This window comes from Allobosea sp. TAB14 (genome assembly GCF_052113865.1).
Classification (GTDB): Bacteria; Pseudomonadota; Alphaproteobacteria; order Rhizobiales; family Beijerinckiaceae; genus Allobosea; species Allobosea spartocytisi.
The window spans coordinates 1-20,374 of sequence record NZ_JBFRDQ010000110.1 but is presented as its reverse complement, the minus strand read 5'-3'; the positions used below and the strand labels follow the sequence as shown (position 1 = coordinate 20,374).

Sequence of the window (20,374 nt, the reverse complement as noted above, 5' to 3'; positions counted from 1 at the left end):
GCACCACCCTTCTGGGTGCCCTCACGGCGTTTTTGGCAAAATTCTTTTCCATCGAAAAATCAACGATCTCGATTGGCATGATCGGAGTAGGAATCGGGTGGGGCGCTTGCTGGTTCTGGAACGCCTGGCGAGAACAACCGCAAGGCATAGCGAAGCGCGATTCCACGATCGACCGCAAAGCGCCTCTAGAAGAAACTAGCGACAAAATCCGCCGTTTCGACTCCAAATCGCAGAGTGTCGTCTTAAAAGATGAGGTTTAAGCCATGACCAGCATCGCCTTCATCGGCCTCGGCAATATGGGCGGCCCGATGGCCGGGAACCTCGTCAAGGCGGGCCATAGCGTCAAGGCCTTCGATCTCGTCGAGGCATCGCGCCATGCCGCCGCAGAGCTCGGCGTCGGTATCGCAGCCTCCGCCAAGGAGGCCGTCGCGGATGCCGAGATCGTCGTCACCATGCTGCCGGCCGGCAAGCATGTGCTCTCGGTCTGGGCGGACATCCTGCCGGCGGTGAAGCCCGGTACGCTGCTGATCGATTCCTCGACCATCGACGTCGATAGCGCCCGCAAGGCGCATGCGCTGGCGGCCGAGCGCGGCTGCCTCTCGCTCGATGCCCCGGTCTCGGGCGGCACGGGCGGCGCCAAGGGCGCGACGCTGACCTTCATGGTCGGCGGCACGGCGGAAGCGTTCGACAAGGGCGACCCCATCCTCGCCAAGATGGGCCGCAAGATCGTGCATTGCGGCGGCGCCGGAAACGGGCAGGCCGCGAAGATCTGCAACAACATGATCCTCGGCATCTCGATGATCGGCGTCTCCGAGGCTTTCGTGCTGGCCGAGAAGCTCGGGCTGTCGCATCAGGCGCTGTTCGACGTCGCCTCGACCTCGTCCGGCCAGTGCTGGTCGCTCACGACCTATTGTCCGGTGCCGGGGCCGGTGCCGACCTCGCCCGCCAACAACGACTACAAGCCCGGCTTCGCCTCGGCGCTGATGCTGAAAGACCTGAAATTGTCGCAGGAAGCGGCACAGGCGGTGGGCGCTTCGACCCCGCTGGGCGCGGCGGCGGCGCAGCTCTTCGGCCTGCACAATGCCTGGGGCGAAGGCGGCACGGATTTCTCCGGGATCATCCATCTTTTGCGCGGTCGCGGAGAGGCGTGAGAGACGCTTGCGCGGCAGGGTGTCGCGGGTCTAGGACGGACCCATGAACGACACGCCCCTCCGCCGCGAACGCTCCTCTCTCACCGGCTTCGCGGTCAACCGGCTCGACCGGCGCGAGGATTTGCGGAACAAGCCGGATGCGGTGACCGCGCTGCGCCACCGTTCGGACACGCTGATCGCCGCCGTGGCGGGCGAGACGCCGATCCTCAACCGAATCGAGGGCGAGACGCTCTCGGTCTGGTTCAGCCATGGCGAGACCGAAATGCTCGGCCCGGCGCAGGAGGAGATCTTCCTCGGCATGGCCGAGGACGGCTCGCCGCGCTTCGGGCGGCTGCTCGACCGGGCCCTGGCCGAGACCCTGAAGGAGCGCCCCGAGCTCGTCGTGACGGATCTGCGCTCGGTCGCGTTGAAGCGGCTCGTTCCCGAGGACGAGGTCGGGCCGCTCGGCGAGGCCAAGGCCGTGCTCGACTGGCATGCGCGCCACCGCTTCTGCGCGCAGTGCGGCGGGCCGACCAAGGCGGCGGCGTCCGGCTGGCGGCGCGAATGCAGCGTCTGCGGGGCGATGCATTTCCCGCGCACCGACCCGGTCGTGATCATGCTGGTGACGCGTGGCGACAAATGCCTGCTGGCACGTCAGGCGCGCTTCGCGCCGGGCATGTATTCCTGCATCGCGGGCTTCGTCGAGCCGGGCGAAACGATGGAAGACGCGGTGCGCCGCGAGAGCTGGGAGGAAGCGGGACTAAGGGTCGGCCCGGTCCGCTACCTCGCCTCGCAGCCCTGGCCCTTCCCGTCCTCGATCATGCTCGGCTGCATCGCCGAGGCGTTGGGCGACGAGATCACCCTCGACATGACCGAGCTCGAGGAAGGCCGCTGGTTCCCGCGCGAGGAGGTGCTGCAGATGCTGACCGGCACCCATCCGGACGGCCTCGCCTGCCCGCAGCATATCGCCATCGCCAACACGCTGCTCCGGGCCTGGGCCCTGGAGGGCGAGCGGGTCTAGGGTCTCCGCATCCTAGCGTCGCGACGAACGAACAGCCTTTTCGGAGCCTTGATGTCGACGGACCCCGTCAACGCCTTCGTACCGGGCCCGCGAGCCCGGATTCCCGGCAAGCCGGGCCTGCCGCTCTCGGGCCTGACCTTCGCGGCCAAGGATCTGTTCGATGTCGCGGGGATACCGACCGGCGGCGGCAATCACGACTGGGCCCGGGCCAACCCCGTGCCCGAACGCCATGCCTGGGCCGTGCAGAGGCTGCTCGACGCCGGCGCCGAACTGGTCGGCAAGACGATCACGGACGAGGTGTCGCTCGGCATCCTCGGCGAGAGCGCCTTCGACGGGACGCCGCTCAACAGCGCCGCACCCGAGCGCGTGCCGGGCGGCTCCTCCTCCGGCTCGGCCGCCGCCGTCGCCGCCGGCCTGTGCGATACCGCTCTCGGAACCGATACGGGCGGCTCGATGCGCGTGCCGGCGAGCTTCTGCGGCCTCTATGGCATCCGGCCGACGCATGGCCGGCTCGACCTCACGGGGCTGATGCCGCAGGCGCCGAGCTCCGCCGGCTCGCAGATTCCGGCGAGCGAGCGCAACTGGGCCGCGCTGATGCGCGAGGAGGCGCGGGCGCGGCTGCGCTATCTCCTGCCGGCCGGAACGATCCTGTGTCTGCCGACGACGCCGTTCCCGGCGCCGTTGCGCGGCCTGTCCCTGCCGGAGCTCCAACCGCTGCGCGATCGCATCACCTGCCTCTGCGCACAGGGCGGCCTGGCGGGCCATCCGCAGGTCAGCCTGCCCGGTGCCACCGTCGACGGGGCGCCAGTCGGCCTGTCCATCATCGGCGGGCGCGGCAGCGATGCCAGCCTGATCGCCGTCGCCAAAGCCATGGAGAATGCGGYGTGACCGACCTGACCCCGAACCTGCCCGACGTGGTCGCCGAGATCAGCACGCTCTTCGAGGCCTATGAACAGGCGCTGATCGATAAGAACGTGGACGTTCTCGACGCGACCTTCTGGAACAGCCCGCACACCATCCGCTACGCTCTCGGCGAGAACGGCTATGGCTTTTCCGAGATCCACGCGCACCGCGTCGCCCGCCCGCCGGGACCGGGCATCAAGGAGAAGCGGATCAGGCTGGAAATCCTGACGCTCGGCCGCGACTTCGCCACCGTGAACCTGGAGTTCAAGGTCCGGGGCCGCGACGTCATCGGGCGCCAGAGCCAGAGCTGGGTGCGCTTTCCCGATCTGGGCTGGAAGGTCGTCTCCGCCCATGTCTCGACGATGGAGCCGCGCCCCTGGTGAGACGCATGGCGGCGTCATGAAGATGGCTTGAAGACCGCGTTTCCTGTGCCGATCGGAACTGCTGGAGGATCACCGATGTCATTCTACCGGGGCATGACCTGCACGAACATCACCATCGGCGGAGACAAGGGCGATCCGATCACCGCCTATGTCGCGAAGCCCGAGGGGCCGGGGCCCTTTCCGGCCGTGGTGCTGATCCATCATCTGCCGGGCTGGAGCGAGATCTATATCGAGACGACGCGGCGCTTCGCGCATCACGGCTACATCGCGATCTGTGCCAATCTCTATGAGCGGGCCGGCGCCGGCAATCCGGACGATGTCGCGGCCAGGGTGCGCGCCGAGGGCGGCGTTCCCGACGCGCAGGTCGTCGGCGACACCGAGGGCGCAGTGAAATGGGTGCGGGCGCTCAAGGAGCACAACGGCAAGGTCGGTCTCTTCGGCTCCTGCTCGGGCGGCCGGCACGCTTTCCTCTATGCCTGCCAGAAGCATGACGTCGACGCCTGCGCCGAGCTCTGGGGCGGGCGTGTCGTGATGGCGCCGGAGGATCTCACCGCCAAGACGCCGGTCTCGCCGATCACGCTGACCGAGGGCCTGTCCTGCCCGCTCATCGGCATCTTCGGCAACGAGGACCGCGCGCCGAGCCCAGAGCAGGTGAACCAGCACGAGGCGGAACTGAAGAAGCACGGCAAGGCTTACGAGTTCCACCGCTATGACGGCGCCGGCCACGGCTTCTTCTACTGGAATCGCCCGATCTACCGGCCCGAGCAGGCGATGGACGCCTGGGGCAAGATCTTCGCGTTCTTCGGAAAGCATCTGTCGTAAGATATTCCCGCGTTTCTCCGAAAACGCGGGAATATCTTACCTTTTTGTTTTCGCATTTTCTTCACGCGAACCGGTATCCACTTCGCTCGAAAATGCTCCTATCGGAGGCCAATCATGTGCACGTCGATTGTCGAGATCGTCCCGGTCGAGGGCATGGCCAAGCGCGGCGATGACTGGTTTTCGCTGACCCAGGCCGTCGTCGCCTATGACCATGCCCGCCACGCGCCGCTGGCGGATGTCGTCACGCTGGATTTCATCAACGCTTCGCTCGATGTCGGCGCGCGGGCCGGCATCGAATTGACGCTCGAGACCGCGAAGGCGCTGCATGCGGCGCTGGGGCGGGCGATCGCAGAGGCGGAATTCGAGGAGGCGGAGGTGCGCGGCAAGGGCGCAGCGCCAAGCCTCGTCAAGGCGGCCTGAGGCGATTGTTTCCGCCTGGTTTTTCCGCCGCTGCATTCAGGGCGGAGCGGTCGAGAGCCACCAGCTCCCTGCTTTGAGCCAGCAACTGTCGTCGGGCTCTCCATCGAAGCGGATCGACTGCACGCTCTCGATATCGCCCCGCTGGAAGGCGGCCACCAGATCGCGGCCGATCTCGGCGTTCTGCTCGGTCTGGCATGCGATGAAACTCGCCCGCGAGATGAAGCGAGCGGGCCAGGGCGATCCATCATCCTGTGGTTTCTCCACGAGAAGCATTCCACCGTGCGTCGTCTCGGCCTGTAGCGGGAACAGCAACCGGCCGCCCGGGTGCAAGGCTTCGAGCCAGTTGACGCTGGGGTGGCTGATCCCGGCGTTCACATAGACGATGTCGGCCTTCGGGAGGGGATCGGTCGTCCCGGATCGGGCCATCACCTTCGCCTGCGGCCAAGGGCCGAGATTGCTCGTCGCCCTCTCGGCAAGCGCGGGGTCGATCTCGTAGGCGTAGACCCGACCTTCGGGGCCGGCGAGCGTGGCGAGGATCGCCGTGTAATAGCCGCTCCCCGCACCGATCTGCAGGACGGTTTCGCCCGGCAGGACGCCGACGCAGTCGAGGCAGCGCGCATGCAGGCTGGGCTCGCCGATGTTGACGCCCCGCGCCGGATCGAGTGCGATCAGGACATCCTGATAAAGAAAGGCGGGATCGGCATCCGGCGTCTCGATATAGCCGGAGCGCTCGGATCCTCGCCTCCACGGGCTGGCGACGCGGATCAACCACGGCCCCGGCCCGGCAAAGGGCTCGCGGGGCACGGATGCGAAGGCGGCTTCGATACGCGGATCGCGAACGGCGCCCGTATACGCCACGTAACGCGCGAAGAAAGCCCGCAGCTTCGCAATCCGCTGCGCCTCGGCGGTTGCCGATCGCTCATCTGCCATGCTCGCCCCCAAATGCACCGCCGCCTGACGGTATCGCTTCGGAGGCGCGGATCAATCGCCGCGTGGCGACAGCGACCGATCCGCTGCCTCGCGAGCGCTACTCCGCCGGCTCTTCGATGGTCGAGCGGAAATCGCTCGCCGGATAGACGCCCATGATCTTCATCTCCTTGGAGAAATAGGAGAGTTCATCGAGCGCGCGCCGCAGCGCCGGGTCGTCCGGGTGGCCCTCGACATCGGCGTAGAACATCGTGGCGGCGAACAGGCCGTCGACCATGTAGCTCTCGAGCTTGGTCATGTTGATGCCGTTGGTGGCGAAGCCGCCCATCGCCTTGTAGAGCGCGGCCGGAATGTTGCGGACGCGGAACATCAGCGTCGTCACGGTCTTGCCCGCGCCCTGGCGGGCATATTCCGGGTATTTCGAGAGCACGACGAAGCGGGTGGTGTTGTGCTTCTCGTCCTCGATGTCCTCCATCAGGATGTTGAGGCCATAGACCTCCGCCGCGATGCGCGGGGCGATGGCGGCGCGCGTCACGTCGCCGGTCTCGGCCACCTGCCGGGCGGAACCGGCCGTATCGGCCGCGACCTCGGCCTTGAGGCCGAGCTTGCGGATGATCTTGCGGCACTGGCCGAGCGCATGGATATGGCTCTGCACCACCTTGACCGTCGCCAGCGTCGCGCCCTCGACGCCCATCAGATGGAAGCGGATCGGCAGGAAATGCTCGCCGATGATGTGCAGGCCCGAGCGCGGCAGCAGATGATGGATGTCGGCGACGCGGCCGGCGATCGAATTGTCGATCGGGATCATGCCGTAGCGGGCCTTGCCGTCGCTGACGGCTGAGAGCGCGTCCTCGAAGGTGGGACAGGGCAGGAGTTCGCAATCCGGAAACACCTGGAGAGCCGCCTGAGAGGAGAAGGCTCCGGGCTCACCCTGATAGGACACGACGAAGGACATGGGGTCTCTCAGGCTCCTCAGCTTCTTGTCTTCGCCGTTCCAGCGAAGCCGCGATGCGGCTTCGCTGGAACGGCTTTAGCGGGACTTCAGGATCGCGCGGGCGCGATCGAGATCATGGGGCGTGTCGACGCCGAGCGGTACGTCGTCGACAACGATGATGTCGATGCGCATGCCGTCCTCGACCGCGCGCAACTGCTCGAGGCGCTCGCGCTTCTCCAGCGGTGAAGGCGGCAGCGAGACGAAGCGGTCGAGCGCGCTGCGGCGATAGGTGTAGAGGCCGATATGATGATAGAGCGGCCCCTCCCCGCCCGGCGCGGTGACGCGGGTGAAATAGAGCGCCCGCATCCGGCCGGGGCCGATCTCGCTGCCGATCGCCTTGACCACGCTGGATTCGGTCTTCTCCTCCTCGCGCGTGATCACGGCGGCCAGCGTGACGATGTCGACCGCGGGATCCTCCAGCGGCGCCACCGAGGCGATGATCACCTGCGGGTCGATGGTCGGCAGGTCGCCCTGGACGTTGACGATGACGTCATGGCGGCCCTGCGGATCGACGATGTCGGCGGCCTCCTTGATGCGGTCGGAGCCGGAGGGATGATCGGAGCGCGTCAGGGCGGCGCGGCCGCCGGCCTTTTCCACAGCCGCGACGATCTCGGGCGTGTCGGTGGCGACCACGACGGGTCCGAGCCCCGTCTCCATCGCACGGCGCCAGACATGCACGATCATCGGCTCGCCATGGATGTCGGCGAGCGGCTTGCCGGGCAGGCGGGTCGACTGCATGCGGGCGGGGATCAAAATCAGCGGATTCGGCATGATCGGCGGCGGGTCCGGCTGGGATGCCGCTTCGGAGCGGGAAGCAGCGTCGAAAGGTCTCAAAACGAAGCGCGCTTATACGAGTTGCAATCGGGCGCGCAAAGCGGTTAAGCAGCATCCGAGGCTGGAGGCGTTGAAGACTTCGGCTAAGGCTCTATCTCGTCTCCCGCGCCTCGGCCGCGGAGGGTCCAGGGTTCGGATACGATGAATATCGAAGCCAACAAGATCGCCGGCGCGGTTCTGTCCACGCTCCTCGCGGTGATGGGTCTCCAGATGGTCGCCGGAATCGCCTTCACGCCGCATAAGCCGGCCGTGCCGGGCTACGACCTTCCCACCGCCGAGCCGGCCTCCGCCGGCGGCGCCGCTCCCGCGGCCGTGGAAGATCCGCCGATCGCCGACCGCCTCGCCAAGGCCGACCCGGCCAAGGGCGAGAAGGCGACCGCCGCCTGCAAGGCCTGCCACACCTTCGAGAAGGGCGGCGCCAACAAGGTCGGCCCGCATCTCTTCGGCGTCGTCGGCCGCAACGAGGGCACCGTCGAGGGCTTCGGCTACTCGGCTGCGATGAAAGGCCGCAACGACAAGACCTGGGATGCCGACGGGCTCGACCACTTCCTGAAGAACCCGAAGGCCTATGTCGCGGGCACCGCGATGTCCTTCGCCGGCATCAGCAATCCCCAGACCCGCGCCGACGTGATCGCCTATCTCAGCACGTTGAAGTGATCGGTTTCGATCTCACCTCTCGCTGACCCTTCCGAGCCGGGCTTAACGCCCGGCTTTTGCTTGCGGTGCCCTGCTCCCGCCTTCACCATGGCGATAATCACCGCCATTGCCGTTCCGGCGCCCACGGGCGACAAGGAACGGGCGAATCGGAGAAGGAGACGCGAGACGATGGCGATGCGCATCACACGCCGCAGGCTGCTCGAAGCCGGAGGCGTCATGGCGGCAACGGCCGCTTTGCCGGAACTGTCCGGGACGGTGCTCGCACAGGAAGCCGAATCGCACGGGCTCTCAACCTTCGGCGAGCTCGGCCTGCCGCCGGATTTCCCACATTTCCCCTATGTGAACCCGCAGGCGCCGAAAGGCGGCACGCTGACCCTGCAGATCAAGCAGGCCGGCGGCAACCAGAGCTTCGACACCTTCAACACGCTCAACATCTGGGTTCTGCAAGGCGACGGCGCGGCGGGCATGGATGCCTGCTTCGACAGCCTGATGGCCGGTTCGGGCGACGAGCCGGGCTCGCTCTATGGGCTCCTGGCCAAGAGCGTCGCGGTCTCCGCCGACAGGCTGACCTATCGCTTCCGCCTCAGGCCCGAGGCGAAATTCCAGGACGGTTCGCGCGTCACGGCGAAGGATGTCGCCTTCTCGCTCAACATCCTCAAGGAGAAGGGCCACCCCTCATACCGGTTGACGCTGAACGAGATGGTCTCGGCCAGCGCCGAGGGTGACGACATCGCCATCGTGCAGTTGTCGCCGAAGCGCAGCCGCGACCTGCATCTGGTCGTCGCAAGCCTACCGGTCTTCTCCGAAAAATACTGGTCGACGCGGGATTTCACCGCCGCGACGCTGGAAGCGCCGCTCGGTTCCGGCCCCTATAAGGTCGGGCGCTTCGAGCAAGGCCGCTTCATCGAGTTCGAGCGTCTGCCAGATTACTGGGGCAAGGACCTGCCGGTGAATGTCGGCACCAATAATTTCGACCGGGTGCGCTGGGAATATTTCCGCGACCGGCAGGTGGCGTTCGAGGSCTTCAAGAGCGGCGTCATCACCTTCCAGGAGGAGTTCACCTCACGCATCTGGGCGACCGGATACGACTTCCCGGCGCTGAAGGAGGGCAAGGTCAGGAAGGAGTCCCTGCCGCGGACGGAACCGGTGGCCTCGCAAGGCTGGATCTATAATCTGCGCCGCGAGAAATTCGCCGATCCGCGCGTCCGCGAAGCGCTGGGCCTCGCATTCGACTTCGAGTGGACGCGCAAGAACATCATGTTCGGCTTCTACGAGCGGCTGACCTCCTATTTCGAGAACTCGGATTCGAAAGCCGTCGGCAAGCCCTCGCCCGCAGAACTCGCGCTGCTCGAGCCCTGGCGCGGCAAGGTGCCGGACGAAGTCTTCGGCGAGCCCTGGCTGCCGCCGGTCTCGGACGGCTCGGGCAGCGACCGCAACCTGCTGCGCAAGGCCGACGAGATGCTGCGCGCCGCCGGCTGCAAGCGSGACGGCAATGTGCTSAAGCTGCCGAACGGGCAGCCCTTCGAGATCGAGTTCCTCGATTCGAACCCGGCGCTGCAGCCGCATACCCAGCCSTTYCAGGCSAATCTCAAGCGCCTSGGCATCAAYGCSACCTCGCGCWTCGTCGACCCGGCCCAGTATCAGCGCCGCCTCGACGAGTTCGATTTCGACATCATCACCCGCGCGCTCAGCGGCAGCGCCATTCCGAGCGACACGCTGCGAATCGTTTATGGCTCGGAAGCGGCCAAGACGCGCGGCTCGCGCAACCAGAACGGCATCAGCGACCCGGCGGTCGATGCGATGATCGAGAAGATCGGCCAGGCGCATAGCTATGCCGACGCCGTCACCGCCGCGAAATGCCTCGACCGGCTGCTTCGCGCCGGCCGCTACTGGATCCCGATGTGGTGGAACGACGAGGTCTGGCTCGCCCATTGGGATATGTTCGACCGGCCGCAGACCAAGCCGAAATTCAGCTCCGGCGCTCCGGGAACCTGGTGGTACGACGCCGAGAAGGCCAAGCGGATCGGGAAGGCGTGATGACCGCACCGTTCTCCGTCGGCCAGGTTCAAGGCGCGCCGCGCCTGCTGCTGCGGTTGGAAGGGCTCGCGCTCGGCCTGCTCTGCATCTGGCTGTTTCACAAGTCGGGGGCCTCATGGTGGCTGTTCGGCAGCCTGATCCTGGCGCCCGATCTGACAATGCTGGGCTATCTCGCCGGACCGCGTTTCGGCGCGGTGCTCTACAATGCCGGGCACACGCTGCTCTGGCCGGTCCTTCTCGCGGTCATCGGTTGGGGTGTCCAAGCCTCCCTCGCGCTCGCCCTCGCTTTGATCTGGGCAGCTCACATCACCCTCGACAGGGCACTCGGCTACGGCTTGAAATATTCGAGCGCGTTCAACCACACGCATCTGGGAACCATCGGCCAGCCCGGAAAGGCGCAGTGAGCGAATGCTGAGCTATATCGCCCGGCGTCTCGCCCTGATGGTGCCGACCCTGTTCGGCATCCTGCTGGTCGCCTTCACCATCGTGCAGTTCGCGCCGGGCGGGCCGGTCGAGCGCGTGATCTCGCAGCTCCAGAACCCCAATAGCGGCGCGGCCGACCGCGTCGGCGGCGGCCAGGGCGGCGATGCCGGCGCTCATGGCGGCGAGGCCAGCGCCTACCGCGGTGCCCAAGGCCTCGACCCCGCCTTCATCAAGGAGCTGGAGAAGCAGTTCGGCTTCGACAAGCCGGCGCCCGAACGCTTCTGGAAGATGCTGACCGACTATGCCCGCTTCGATTTCGGCCGCTCATACTTCCGGGGCGCGCCGGTGCTCCAGCTGATCAAGGAGAAGCTGCCGGTCTCGATCTCGCTCGGCCTGTGGATGACATTGCTCTCCTACATGATCTCGATCCCCCTCGGCATCCGCAAGGCGGTGAAGGAGGGCTCGCGCTTCGACACCTGGACGAGCGCGGTCGTCATCGTCGGCTATGCGATCCCGAGCTTCCTCTTCGCGATCCTGCTGATCGTGCTCTTCGCCGGCGGCTCCTTCTGGCAGATCTTCCCGCTCCGCGGGCTGACCTCCGACAACTGGAGCGACCTCTCCCTGATCGGCAAGGTGAAGGACTATCTCTGGCATATCTGCCTGCCGGTGACGGCGATGGCGCTCGGCGCCTTCGCGACCTCGACGCTTCTGACCAAGAACTCCTTCCTCGACGAGATCAGGAAGCAATACGTCCTGACCGCGCGGATGAAGGGCCTGACCGAGCGCGGCGTGCTCTACGGCCACGTCTTCCGCAATGCGATGCTGATCGTCATCGCGGGCTTTCCGGGCGCCTTCGTCAGCGCGCTCTTCGCCGGCTCGCTCCTGATCGAGACGATCTTCTCGCTCGACGGGCTCGGGCTTCTCTCCTTCGAGGCGATCGTCAACCGCGACTACCCGGTGGTCTTCGCCAATCTCTACATCTTCTCGCTGATCGGCCTCGTCGTGCATCTCATCACCGACCTGACCTATAGCTGGGTCGACCCCCGCATCGATTTCGAGACGCGGGAGAGCTAGGGATGAGTGACACGCTGCTCGATGTCCCGCCGCCCTCTCTCCGCAGCGACGCGCCGCTCGCGCCGGTCGAGGCGAATGAAGGCTGGCTCAAGCTGACGCCGATCAACCGGCGCCGGCTCAACAACTTCAAGGCCAACAAACGCGGCTGGTGGTCGTTCTGGCTGTTCCTGGCACTGTTCGTGTTGTCACTCTTCGCCGAATTCATCGCCAACGACCGGCCGTTGCTCGTCCGCTACAAGGGCGAGTGGCTGTTCCCGGTCGCGGTGACCTATCCCGAGGAGAAGTTCGGCGGCTTCCTCGCCACGACCGACTACCGCGATCCGGTGATCGCCAAGGAGATCGCGGCGCATGGTTTCGCGATCTGGCCGCCGATCCGCTACAGCTACAACACCAACAATCTCGACCTGCCCGTCCCTGCCCCGGCCCCGCCGACCTGGCTGCTCAAGGACGAGCAATGCAAGCCGATCGCGGAGCGCAATGGCGGGGCGACCTGCCGCGACCTCGAATGGAACTGGCTCGGCACCGACGACCAGGGCCGCGACGTCGTCGCGCGATTGATCTACGGTTTCCGCATCTCCGTGCTGTTCGGGCTGATCCTCTGCGCCTTCTCCTCGGTGATCGGCATCGCGGCCGGTGCTGTGCAAGGCTATTTCGGCGGTTGGACGGACCTGATCTTCCAGCGCCTGATCGAGATCTGGACCTCGATACCGGCGCTCTATCTGCTGATCATCGTGGCAGCGATCATCACGCCGGGCTTCTTCGTGCTGCTCGGCATCCTCCTGCTGTTCTCCTGGGTTTCGCTGGTCGGCGTCGTCCGCGCCGAATTCCTGCGAGCCCGCAACTTCGAATATGTCAGGGCGGCGCGGGCACTGGGCTTGTCCAACCGCACGATCATGATCCGCCACCTCCTGCCCAACGCGATGGTGGCGACGCTGACCTTCCTGCCCTTCATCCTGAACGGCTCGATCACGACGCTGACCTCGCTCGACTTCCTCGGCTTCGGCCTGCCGCCGGGCTCGCCCTCGCTCGGTGAGTTGCTGGCGCAGGGCAAGGCCAATCTCCAGGCGCCCTGGCTGGGCTTGTCCGGCTTCGCCGTGATCGCGCTGATGCTGTCGCTGCTGATCTTCATCGGCGAAGCGGTCCGCGACGCCTTCGACCCGCGGAAGACCTTCGCATGACGGCCCCTCTCCTCTCCGTCGAAGAGCTCTCCGTCGCCTTCCGCCAGGGCGGCAGGGACACGCTCGCGGTCGACCATGTCTCCTTCCAGGTCTCCAAGGGCGAGACGCTGGCGATCGTCGGCGAATCCGGCTCGGGCAAATCGGTCTCGGCGCTGTCGATCCTGAAGCTCCTGAACTATCCGGCGGCGCATCACCCTTCCGGCAAGGTGCTGTTCAAGGGGCAGGACCTGATCGCGGCCGACGAGGACGCGATGCGCAAGGTGCGCGGCAACGACATCACCATGGTGTTCCAGGAGCCGATGACCTCGCTCAACCCGCTGCACAGCATCGAGAAGCAGATCGGCGAGATCCTCGAACTGCATAAGGGCCTGCGCGGCGAGAAGGCGCGCGCCCGCACGCTCGAACTGCTGAGCCTCGTCGGAATCCGCGATGCGGAAAGCCGGCTCGGCGCCTATCCCCACCAGCTCTCCGGCGGGCAGCGCCAGCGCGTGATGATCGCCATGGCGCTCGCCAACGAGCCCGATCTGCTGATCGCCGACGAGCCGACSACYGCGCTCGACGTCACCGTGCAGGCGCAGATCCTGAAGCTGCTCAAGGAGCTCCAGGGCCGGCTCGGCATGGCCATGCTGTTCATCACCCATGATCTCGGCATCGTCAGGCGCATCGCCGATCGCGTCGTGGTGATGCTGAAGGGCAAGGTCGTCGAGGAAGGTCCGGTCGCGGAGATCTTCGCCAACCCGCAGCACGCCTATACGAAGCGCCTGCTGGCGGCCGAGCCGAAGGGACGCCCCGAGCCGATCGCACCCGACGCGGCAACGCTGCTCGAAGCCGGGCCGATGAAGATCTGGTTTCCGATCAAGTCGGGCTTCCTGCGCCGCGTCACCGGGCATGTGAAGGCGGTCGACGGCATTTCCGTCAAGGTGCGCGAGGGCGAGACGCTCGGCGTCGTCGGCGAGTCCGGCTCCGGCAAGACCACGCTCGGGCTCGCGATCCTCAGGCTCATCTCCTCCGAGGGGCCGATCGTCTTCCTCGGCGACCGCATCGACGGGCTGTCGAGCAAGCAGGTTCGCCCCAAGCGCAAGGACCTGCAGGTGGTCTTCCAGGACCCCTATGGCTCGCTCTCGCCGCGCATGTCCGTGGCCGAGATCGTGGCCGAAGGGCTCGGCGTACAGCAGCAGGGCCTCTCCTATGCCCAGCGCCGCGAGATCGTAGCGCAGGCACTCGCCGATGTCGGCCTCGACCCGGCGGCGATGGACCGCTATCCGCACGAATTCTCCGGCGGCCAGCGCCAGCGCATCGCGATTGCGCGGGCCATGGCGCTCGATCCCAAATTCGTGGTGCTGGACGAGCCGACCTCGGCGCTCGACATGTCCGTGCAGGCGCAGATCGTCGATCTGCTGCGCGGGCTGCAGGCGAAGCGCAAGCTGGGCTATCTTTTCATCAGCCACGATCTCAAAGTGGTCAGGGCGCTCTCGCACCGGCTCGTCGTGATGCAGAACGGCAAGGTCGTCGAGGAGGGCCCGGCCGAGGAGGTCTTCGCCCGGCCGCGCGAGGCCTATACGCAGGCGCTGCTCGCCGCCGCGCTCAATCTCGAGCCGGCCGGCGGCGACGCCGTCAGGGAGTGAGCATGGCGCGCGYGCTGCTCATCGTGCTGGATTCGGTCGGCTGCGGCGCAGCCGAGGACGCGGGCGCTTATGGCGATGCGGGCTCCGACACGCTCGGCCATATCGCGCAGGCCTGCGCGGAAGGGCGCGGCGACCGGGAGGGGCTGCGCAGCGGGCCGCTGAACCTGCCGAACCTGTTCCGCCTCGGCCTCGCCCATGCCTGCGAGGCCTCGACGGGCCGCCCGCTCGCCGGCGTCGCCAAGCCGGCCCAGCCGCAAGGGCGCTGGGGCTACGGCGTCGAGGTCAGCCAGGGCAAGGACACCCCCTCCGGCCATTGGGAGATCGCCGGCTGCCCGGTGAGCTTCCGCTGGGGCTATTTCACCGCGCTGGAGAACTCCTTCCCGGCCGAACTGGTCGCTGGAATCGTCAAGGAAGGCTCCCTGCCCGGCATCCTCGGCAACAGGCATGCCTCCGGCGTCGCGATCATCGATGAGCTCGCGGCAGAGCATATCCGGACGGGCAAGCCGATCTGCTACACCTCTGTCGACTCCGTGCTGCAGATCGCGGCGCATGAGGAGCATTTCGGGCTCGACCGGCTCTACGCTCTGTGCAGGACGGTCCGCACGCTGGTCGACCCACTCCGGATCGGCCGCGTCATCGCCCGGCCCTTTGTCGGCTCGCCGGAAGAGGGCTTCACCCGCACCGGAAACCGCAAGGACTTCGCCATCCCGCCGCCGCAGGAGACAATCCTCGACCGGCTCGCGGCGCTGGCGCGGCCCATCGTCACCGTCGGCAAGATCGGGGACATCTTCGCCCACCGCGCCACCGGCGTGGAGATCAAGCCCTTCGGCAACGCCGCAATGGTCGAGGCGGCGCTCGAAGCCTGGGACGGGCTGCCCGATGGCGGCTTCTGCTTCGTCAACCTCGTCGATTTCGACACCGAGTTCGRCCATCGCCGCGACGTGCCCGGCTATGCCGCCGCGCTCGAAGCCTTCGACCGGCTGGTGCCCCATCTGGAAGCGGCGCTGCGCCCTGGCGACATCGCCGTGATCACCGCCGACCATGGCAATGATCCGACCTGGCCCGGCACGGATCATACCCGCGAGCATGTGCCGATCCTCGCCTTCGGCCCGGGCATCCCGCTCACGCCGCTCGGGCGGCGCGAGAGCTTCGCCGACATCGCCGCCAGCCTCGGAATCTGGCTCGGGATCGGGCCGGTCGGACCCGGCCGTCACTGGTAGGGATCAGGCGGCGGCGACGTTGTTGCAGAAGACCGCGACATCCTGCCGGATGGTCTGGGCCTGCCGCGCGAGACCGGCGGCCGTCTCCTGCAGATTCTCGGCCGCGCCATGCGTCTCGACTGTCATGGCCTCGAAGCCACCCGCGATGTCGGCGCTGCGCTGCGCCCCCTCGAAGGACAGGCGTACCTGATAGGCGATCTCGGAGGTCGCCCGGCGGGCGAGCATGCTGGTCTGGGAGGCGATGCCGCGGATGATCTCGACGACCGCGCCGACATCCTGGCTGCGTCCGGCGAGATCCTGGATCTCGCGGCTGGCATGGCGCGCCAGCTCGGCCGTGGATTTGGAGCCGTTGGCGGATTCGTCGGCATTGCGGCCGATCTCCGCGATCGAGGCCGCGAGCTCGGTGCTGGCGGCCGAAAGCTGGTCGATGCTCCCCATCGTGCCAGCCGCGGCGTCGGCGACCAGCGCGGTCTGTCCGCGCGCCCGGTCGGAGGTCTGCGTCAGGGCACTTGCCTTCACCTTCATGTTCTCGGCCGAGTGATCGAGCATCGCCATGGCCTGCTCCATCTGGTGGCGAAAGCGCGAGACGAGCGCCTGCAGCGCCTGTGTGCGGCGCCCCATCTCCTCCGACAGCGCCTTCTCCTTTTCCGTCGCCCGCCTTTCGCGCTCGGCCACCTCCTGCGCGTGGGCGAGGCCCGCCTCGCTCTCCTGGAGCCGGCGCTGCAGGAAAACCGCGAAGGTCGCGAGGAACGCGGTTTCGATGACCACGATCACCGCATGCAGGAGAACCCGCAGAATGTTGCCGCCCTGATAGAAGACGGCGGCCGGCAGGACATATTGAAGAACCAGATGGTGCAGCGCGGTCAGGGCCGCGCCCAGAATGATCGGCCGCCAGTCGCAGAAGCCCGCCAGAAGCGCCAGCACCGCGAAATAATACATATGCATGTCCGGCTGCCACGGATGGCCGGCGAAGCTGTAGACCAGTGCGGACACCTGCCCGATCAGAACCACCACGATGGCCAGCTGCGTCACCAGCGCCATGCCCGCCACACGGTAGAGAACCGGCAGGATCGCGGCCGCGATCGCGATGATCAGGACCGGCGCGAGGCCGGACTGGCCGTGGATCCAGAAGCTGAGCATGAGCAGCGGCACATGAAGCAGCGCCAATGCGATCAGCGACAGGCCGACGCGACGCCGGACGAGCCGTAGAGACCAGTTCATTGCCGCTCTTCCGCTAAAGATTGACTGTCGAGACAGCCTGCGAGCCCCGCCAGCCGCAATGAAAACCAGGCACCGCGCGGCAATTCTCCCGAGCGGGAGCCCGGAACCGTCACCACGATGGAGCCAAGCCGCCCCGTTCGCAGCACGCGCTCGCCCGCCTCGAAACTGCGCGCCAGCGCTTCGTCTCTCGCCATCCAGAAGGGGAACACGATGGCGATCGGCTCGTCGCGGCCATCAGCGCCGGGCAAGCTCGCGAAAACGCCGATGCCGACGAACACGCTGAGCGCGGCAAGCAGGAGCGCAGCTGGAGCCGTGAGCTCCTGGCTGCGGCCGTCGGCCGGGGGGATTTTCGCGGCACAGACGGCAGGCATGGGCGTGGCATTTCCGGGCGCAAGCAACACGCTCCACGCAACGGCAACCCGGTAAAATTTTACTTAAGTTCAAAATCTTTCACCAAGCAAAATCCCGCTTAAATCCGCCTGTTAAGGGTTCATAAACGCGAAAAATACAACCTATGAGAGCGATCTTTGCTGGAGCTCTTCTATGGCTGCTTCGCTAGAACGTTTGACARGGGACGAAGGCGGGACGAGCGCCATCGAGTTCGCCTTCGTCGCGCCGGTGCTGCTGATCCTGCTCTTCGGCATCATGGGCTACGGCTACGTCTTCGGCATCTATCACAGTATTCAACAGATCGCGGCCGAGGCGGCCCGTTCTTCCGTGGCGGGGCTGAGCGATACCGAAAGGGCCCAGATCGCGAAGGACTACGTCGCGGCCAACRCCCAGGCCTATGCCTTCATCGACCCGTCGAAGGTGAAGGTCCGCACAAGCCAGACCGGGCCACAGCAGCAAAGCTTCGAGATCGCGGTCAGCTACGACATGAGCGGCACGGTCTACGACCAGCTCAGCCGGCTGGCAGCGCTGCCGCCCCCACTGATCGAACGCCGCGCGGTGGTGCAGCGCGGCGGCTACTGAATTCGTCATTTCGGGCTGGGGAGGCCTCGATATGCGCAAGTTCCGGAGTTTCGCAAGCGACGAGCRCGGTGCCACCGCCATCCTCTTCGCCTTCTCGCTGGTCGCCCTGCTGGGCTTCGGGGCGATGGCGGTGGATGTCGGCAGCTTCTTCTACGAAAAGCGCAGGCTGCAGACCGCAAACGACCTCGCGGCGCTGGCCGCGGCGAGCGACATCCCCCGGGCGCAGGCAGCCGCACAGGCGAGCGTGACGCAGAACGGCTTCCAGAACGGCAACATCCGGGCCATCCAGCCGGGCGTCTATACCCCCGACCCGGCCAAGGCTGCCGAAGACCGCTTCGTGTCGGGGCCGGCCGCCACGGCGAACGCCGTCAGAATCGACATGCGGATGACGACGCCGCTGTTGCTCGGGCGCGCCTTGGCCGCCTCCACCACGAYGAAGCCGGAGCCCGGCGCCAAGCTGGCGCCGATCCAGGCGAGCCTCGATACGGGGGAGGTCCCGATCGGCAGCAGCGCCATCGCCTATCAGGATGCGCAGGCGTCCTTCGCGATCGGCTCGCGCCTCGTCAAGCTCGAGGGCGGCTTGCTCAACGGCCTGCTGAGCAGCCTGCTCGGCGGCGGCGTCTCGCTGTCGGTGATGGACTACGAAGCGCTGATCAAGGCGCGGGTCGATCTCTTCGATTTCTCGAAGCATCTGGCGACGCGGCTCAACCTCACCGCGGCCAGCTATGACGACGTGCTGAAGGCCAATGCGCGGCTCGGCGACGTGCTCTCCGCGATCGTCGACGCCTCGCGCGACAATGACGCACGCAGCGGCACCGCCACCGCCGCGCTGGGCAAGCTCGCCTCGGTCGCCGCCAGCGGGCTTCCCGTCGATCTGTCCCAGCTCGTCTCCTTCGGCCCGGCCGGCGACCGGCCCGCTTCGGGTCCGAAGCCGCTCGCAGCGTCCGTCTCGGCGCTCGACATCGTCTCGGCCGTGGCGCAGATCGCAAACGGCAAGCGGCAGATCGATGTCGGGCTTGCGCTCAACCTGCCGGGCATCGCCGCGATCAACCTCAAGCTCGGCATCGGCGAGCGGCCGGTCGGCAGCCCGATGGTCCGGGTCGGCCGGACGGGATCGAGCGTCCATACGGCGCAGACCCGCCTGCTGCTGACCGTCGACCTCATCGGCTCGGGCGCCGCCTCGCTCGTGCGGCTGCCGGTCTATCTGGAACTCGCCGCCGCGACCGCGAAGCTCAACGCGGTGCAGTGCTCGCCCGGCGACGTCTCGACCTCGCGCGTGACGCTGGGGGTGAGGCCGGCGCTGGTCGATGCCTGGATCGGGCAGGTCTCGATGACCGAGTTCAACAATTTCAGCACCGCGCCCAACCCGCCGGCCGCGACGCTGGTCAATGTCGCCGGTCTCGCCAAGGTCAGCGCCCGCGCCCATGTCACGATGACGAACCTGGCCGACACGCCGGTCACCTTCAGCTATGCCGAGATCCTGCGCGGCGACAAGAAGACGACCTCGACCCAGGATTTCGTCGCGACGCTGCTCGGCCGCCTCGTCGGCGATCTCGAATTACGGGTCGAGGCGCTGGGCCTGGGCATCGGCCTGCCCGGGCTCGACGGGCTGGTCAGCGGCATCGTCAGCAAGGCCGTGACGCCGCTCGACCAGTTGCTCAACGGCGTTCTCGGCACGCTCGGCATCGGGCTCGGCCAGGCCGATAGCTGGGTGACGGGCGTGCGCTGCGGCGGGGCGGTGCTGGTGCGGTAACGCCCTCAGCTCCTGAGCCTCTCCTTGATGCGCCGGGTCAATCCGTCACGCAGGTCACGATAGGCGKCGAGTTTCTGCTCGCGCGAGCCCTGGACGAGGGTGGGGTCCATGGTCGGCCAATATTCGACCTCGGCCGCCAGCGTCCGGGTCAGCTCCAGAGCCCTGTGGTGAGCCTCCGGCGAGAGCGAGACGATGAGGTCGAAGTTCAGACCTTCCCACTCCTCCAGCTCCTCCACCGATTTCGGCTTGTGGCGGCTGAGATCGATGCCGATCTCGTCGAGAACCTCCCGGGCGAAGCCATCGACCTCTCCCTTCCGCGCGCCGGCCGACTGGACGTAGATCGACTTGCCGAAGAAATGCTTGGCCAGGGCTTCCGCCATCGGCGAGCGCACGGCATTCATCGCGCACATGAAGAGCACGCTCTGGACCTTACGCGGAGCGGTCCATGCATTCGGCGCATTTTCTTCAGGCGAACCGGTAGCCACTTCGCTCGAAAATGCTTTCTGCTCCAAGCGCGTCAGCCTTTCCAGTGCAGCGCATAGATCAGCGTGAACAGGCGCCGGGCGGTATCGAAGTCGATCTCCACCTTGTTCGACAGCCGGTCGACGAGGATGGCCGCCGCCTCGTCGTGAAGGCCGCGGCGGCCCATGTCGATCGCCTCGATCTGCTCGGGCGTCTGGGTGCGGATCGCGGCATAGTAGCTCTCGCAGATCAGCTCGTAGTCCTTGACGATGCGCCGGAACGGGCTGAGCGAGAGATGGTGCGTGACGACCGCAGACC

The 20,374-nt window shown here is 66.7% G+C and carries 23 protein-coding genes; 16 read left to right on the top strand and 7 right to left on the bottom strand.

Annotation, left to right across the window (positions count from 1 at the left end):
• The 7 genes from AB4Y99_RS17120 to AB4Y99_RS17090 form a co-directional block, all read left to right on the top strand.
• The coding region (locus tag AB4Y99_RS17120) for a hypothetical protein (RefSeq protein ID WP_441524158.1) at positions 1–260 on the top strand (260 nt) is incomplete at its 5' end.
• A gap of 3 nt (positions 261–263) precedes the next feature.
• Entirely contained in the window at positions 264–1,151 is an 888-nt protein-coding gene (gene mmsB, locus AB4Y99_RS17115) for a 3-hydroxyisobutyrate dehydrogenase (RefSeq protein WP_441524157.1), read from the top strand.
• Between the two features lie 43 nt (positions 1,152–1,194).
• Entirely contained in the window at positions 1,195–2,151 is a 957-nt protein-coding gene (nudC, locus tag AB4Y99_RS17110) for an NAD(+) diphosphatase (RefSeq protein WP_441524156.1), read from the top strand.
• Positions 2,152–2,202: 51 nt separating this feature from the next.
• Positions 2,203–3,039: an amidase family protein gene (locus AB4Y99_RS17105; protein ID WP_441524155.1), complete on the top strand. Its 837-nt coding sequence runs from the start codon at positions 2,203–2,205 to the stop codon at positions 3,037–3,039.
• Positions 3,036–3,437: an oxalurate catabolism protein HpxZ gene (gene hpxZ / locus AB4Y99_RS17100; protein ID WP_441524154.1), complete on the top strand. Its 402-nt coding sequence runs from the start codon at positions 3,036–3,038 to the stop codon at positions 3,435–3,437. The genes AB4Y99_RS17105 and hpxZ overlap by 4 nt, the downstream gene beginning before the upstream one ends.
• Positions 3,438–3,512: 75 nt before the next feature.
• Positions 3,513–4,259 (top strand): dienelactone hydrolase family protein, encoded by a 747-nt coding sequence (locus AB4Y99_RS17095; protein WP_441524153.1) that lies wholly within the window; start codon positions 3,513–3,515, stop codon positions 4,257–4,259.
• A 114-nt stretch (positions 4,260–4,373) separates the two neighbouring features.
• Complete coding sequence (locus AB4Y99_RS17090) at positions 4,374–4,679, top strand: DUF6295 family protein (RefSeq protein WP_441524152.1); 306 nt, start codon at positions 4,374–4,376, stop codon at positions 4,677–4,679.
• Between the two features lie 36 nt (positions 4,680–4,715).
• Here the strand turns inward: AB4Y99_RS17090 and AB4Y99_RS17085 are convergent, their stop codons facing one another.
• From AB4Y99_RS17085 to AB4Y99_RS17075, 3 genes are all read right to left on the bottom strand, one after another.
• Positions 4,716–5,609 (bottom strand): protein-L-isoaspartate O-methyltransferase family protein, encoded by an 894-nt coding sequence (locus AB4Y99_RS17085; RefSeq protein ID WP_441524151.1) that lies wholly within the window; start codon positions 5,607–5,609, stop codon positions 4,716–4,718.
• Between the two features lie 97 nt (positions 5,610–5,706).
• A complete protein-coding gene (locus AB4Y99_RS17080) occupies positions 5,707–6,561 on the bottom strand; it encodes a prephenate dehydratase (RefSeq protein WP_038360590.1) in 855 nt (284 codons plus the stop codon).
• Positions 6,562–6,636: 75 nt separating this feature from the next.
• Positions 6,637–7,371 (bottom strand): 3-deoxy-manno-octulosonate cytidylyltransferase, encoded by a 735-nt coding sequence (locus AB4Y99_RS17075; protein ID WP_038360587.1) that lies wholly within the window; start codon positions 7,369–7,371, stop codon positions 6,637–6,639.
• A 204-nt stretch (positions 7,372–7,575) separates the two neighbouring features.
• Here AB4Y99_RS17075 and AB4Y99_RS17070 point away from each other — a divergent pair, with 204 nt between their 5' ends.
• The 7 genes from AB4Y99_RS17070 to AB4Y99_RS17040 all read left to right on the top strand — a co-directional run bounded on the left by AB4Y99_RS17070 (position 7,576) and on the right by AB4Y99_RS17040 (position 15,648).
• A complete protein-coding gene (locus tag AB4Y99_RS17070) occupies positions 7,576–8,091 on the top strand; it encodes a c-type cytochrome (RefSeq protein WP_142019914.1) in 516 nt (171 codons plus the stop codon).
• A 174-nt stretch (positions 8,092–8,265) separates the two neighbouring features.
• Complete coding sequence (locus tag AB4Y99_RS17065) at positions 8,266–10,128, top strand: extracellular solute-binding protein (protein WP_441524159.1); 1,863 nt, start codon at positions 8,266–8,268, stop codon at positions 10,126–10,128.
• On the top strand, positions 10,128–10,532 hold the full coding sequence (locus AB4Y99_RS17060; RefSeq protein WP_112763044.1) for a DUF4260 domain-containing protein: 405 nt from the start codon (positions 10,128–10,130) through the stop codon (positions 10,530–10,532). Before AB4Y99_RS17065 ends, AB4Y99_RS17060 begins: the two co-directional genes overlap by 1 nt.
• A 4-nt stretch (positions 10,533–10,536) precedes the next feature.
• Positions 10,537–11,625: a microcin C ABC transporter permease YejB gene (locus tag AB4Y99_RS17055; RefSeq protein WP_038360579.1), complete on the top strand. Its 1,089-nt coding sequence runs from the start codon at positions 10,537–10,539 to the stop codon at positions 11,623–11,625.
• A 2-nt stretch (positions 11,626–11,627) separates the two neighbouring features.
• Positions 11,628–12,803: an ABC transporter permease gene (locus AB4Y99_RS17050; RefSeq protein ID WP_051987652.1), complete on the top strand. Its 1,176-nt coding sequence runs from the start codon at positions 11,628–11,630 to the stop codon at positions 12,801–12,803.
• Entirely contained in the window at positions 12,800–14,428 is a 1,629-nt protein-coding gene (locus AB4Y99_RS17045; RefSeq protein WP_038360576.1) for an ABC transporter ATP-binding protein, read from the top strand. Before AB4Y99_RS17050 ends, AB4Y99_RS17045 begins: the two co-directional genes overlap by 4 nt.
• Before the next feature lie 2 nt (positions 14,429–14,430).
• Positions 14,431–15,648 carry a phosphopentomutase gene (locus tag AB4Y99_RS17040; protein ID WP_441524150.1) on the top strand — a complete coding sequence of 406 codons (1,218 nt, stop codon included), beginning with the start codon at positions 14,431–14,433 and terminating at the stop codon, positions 15,646–15,648.
• Positions 15,649–15,651: 3 nt separating this feature from the next.
• On the opposite strand, the gene AB4Y99_RS17035 is transcribed toward AB4Y99_RS17040, so the two are convergent.
• Positions 15,652–16,869, bottom strand: coding sequence for a hypothetical protein (locus AB4Y99_RS17035; protein ID WP_441524149.1), 1,218 nt, complete (start codon positions 16,867–16,869; stop codon positions 15,652–15,654).
• Entirely contained in the window at positions 16,866–17,147 is a 282-nt protein-coding gene (locus AB4Y99_RS17030) for a hypothetical protein (protein ID WP_441524148.1), read from the bottom strand. Before AB4Y99_RS17030 ends, AB4Y99_RS17035 begins: the two co-directional genes overlap by 4 nt.
• 265 nt (positions 17,148–17,412) lie before the next feature.
• Here AB4Y99_RS17030 and AB4Y99_RS17025 point away from each other — a divergent pair, with 265 nt between their 5' ends.
• On the top strand, positions 17,413–17,841 hold the full coding sequence (locus tag AB4Y99_RS17025; RefSeq protein WP_441524147.1) for a TadE/TadG family type IV pilus assembly protein: 429 nt from the start codon (positions 17,413–17,415) through the stop codon (positions 17,839–17,841).
• Between the two features lie 31 nt (positions 17,842–17,872).
• Positions 17,873–19,594, top strand: a complete 1,722-nt coding sequence (locus tag AB4Y99_RS17020; RefSeq protein WP_441524146.1) for a pilus assembly protein TadG-related protein — start codon at positions 17,873–17,875, stop codon at positions 19,592–19,594.
• Positions 19,595–19,599: 5 nt separating this feature from the next.
• Here the strand turns inward: AB4Y99_RS17020 and AB4Y99_RS17015 are convergent, their stop codons facing one another.
• Both AB4Y99_RS17015 and AB4Y99_RS17010 read right to left on the bottom strand, forming a co-directional pair.
• Positions 19,600–20,004, bottom strand: coding sequence for an arsenate reductase/protein-tyrosine-phosphatase family protein (locus AB4Y99_RS17015; RefSeq protein ID WP_441524145.1), 405 nt, complete (start codon positions 20,002–20,004; stop codon positions 19,600–19,602).
• A gap of 107 nt (positions 20,005–20,111) precedes the next feature.
• Positions 20,112–20,374: UPF0262 family protein (locus AB4Y99_RS17010; RefSeq protein ID WP_441524144.1), on the bottom strand; the 263-nt coding region annotated here is incomplete at its 5' end.

Coding starts and splice junctions, on each gene's coding strand:
- mmsB (WP_441524157.1), top strand. CDS start 264: ATGACCAGCATCGCCTTCATCGGCCTCGGCAATATGGGCGGCCCGATG.
- nudC (WP_441524156.1), top strand. CDS start 1,195: ATGAACGACACGCCCCTCCGCCGCGAACGCTCCTCTCTCACCGGCTTC.
- AB4Y99_RS17095 (WP_441524153.1), top strand. CDS start 3,513: ATGTCATTCTACCGGGGCATGACCTGCACGAACATCACCATCGGCGGA.
- AB4Y99_RS17090 (WP_441524152.1), top strand. CDS start 4,374: ATGTGCACGTCGATTGTCGAGATCGTCCCGGTCGAGGGCATGGCCAAG.
- AB4Y99_RS17085 (WP_441524151.1), bottom strand. CDS start 5,609: ATGGCAGATGAGCGATCGGCAACCGCCGAGGCGCAGCGGATTGCGAAG.
- AB4Y99_RS17080 (WP_038360590.1), bottom strand. CDS start 6,561: ATGTCCTTCGTCGTGTCCTATCAGGGTGAGCCCGGAGCCTTCTCCTCT.
- AB4Y99_RS17075 (WP_038360587.1), bottom strand. CDS start 7,371: ATGCCGAATCCGCTGATTTTGATCCCCGCCCGCATGCAGTCGACCCGC.
- AB4Y99_RS17070 (WP_142019914.1), top strand. CDS start 7,576: ATGAATATCGAAGCCAACAAGATCGCCGGCGCGGTTCTGTCCACGCTC.
- AB4Y99_RS17060 (WP_112763044.1), top strand. CDS start 10,128: ATGACCGCACCGTTCTCCGTCGGCCAGGTTCAAGGCGCGCCGCGCCTG.
- AB4Y99_RS17055 (WP_038360579.1), top strand. CDS start 10,537: ATGCTGAGCTATATCGCCCGGCGTCTCGCCCTGATGGTGCCGACCCTG.
- AB4Y99_RS17050 (WP_051987652.1), top strand. CDS start 11,628: ATGAGTGACACGCTGCTCGATGTCCCGCCGCCCTCTCTCCGCAGCGAC.
- AB4Y99_RS17035 (WP_441524149.1), bottom strand. CDS start 16,869: ATGAACTGGTCTCTACGGCTCGTCCGGCGTCGCGTCGGCCTGTCGCTG.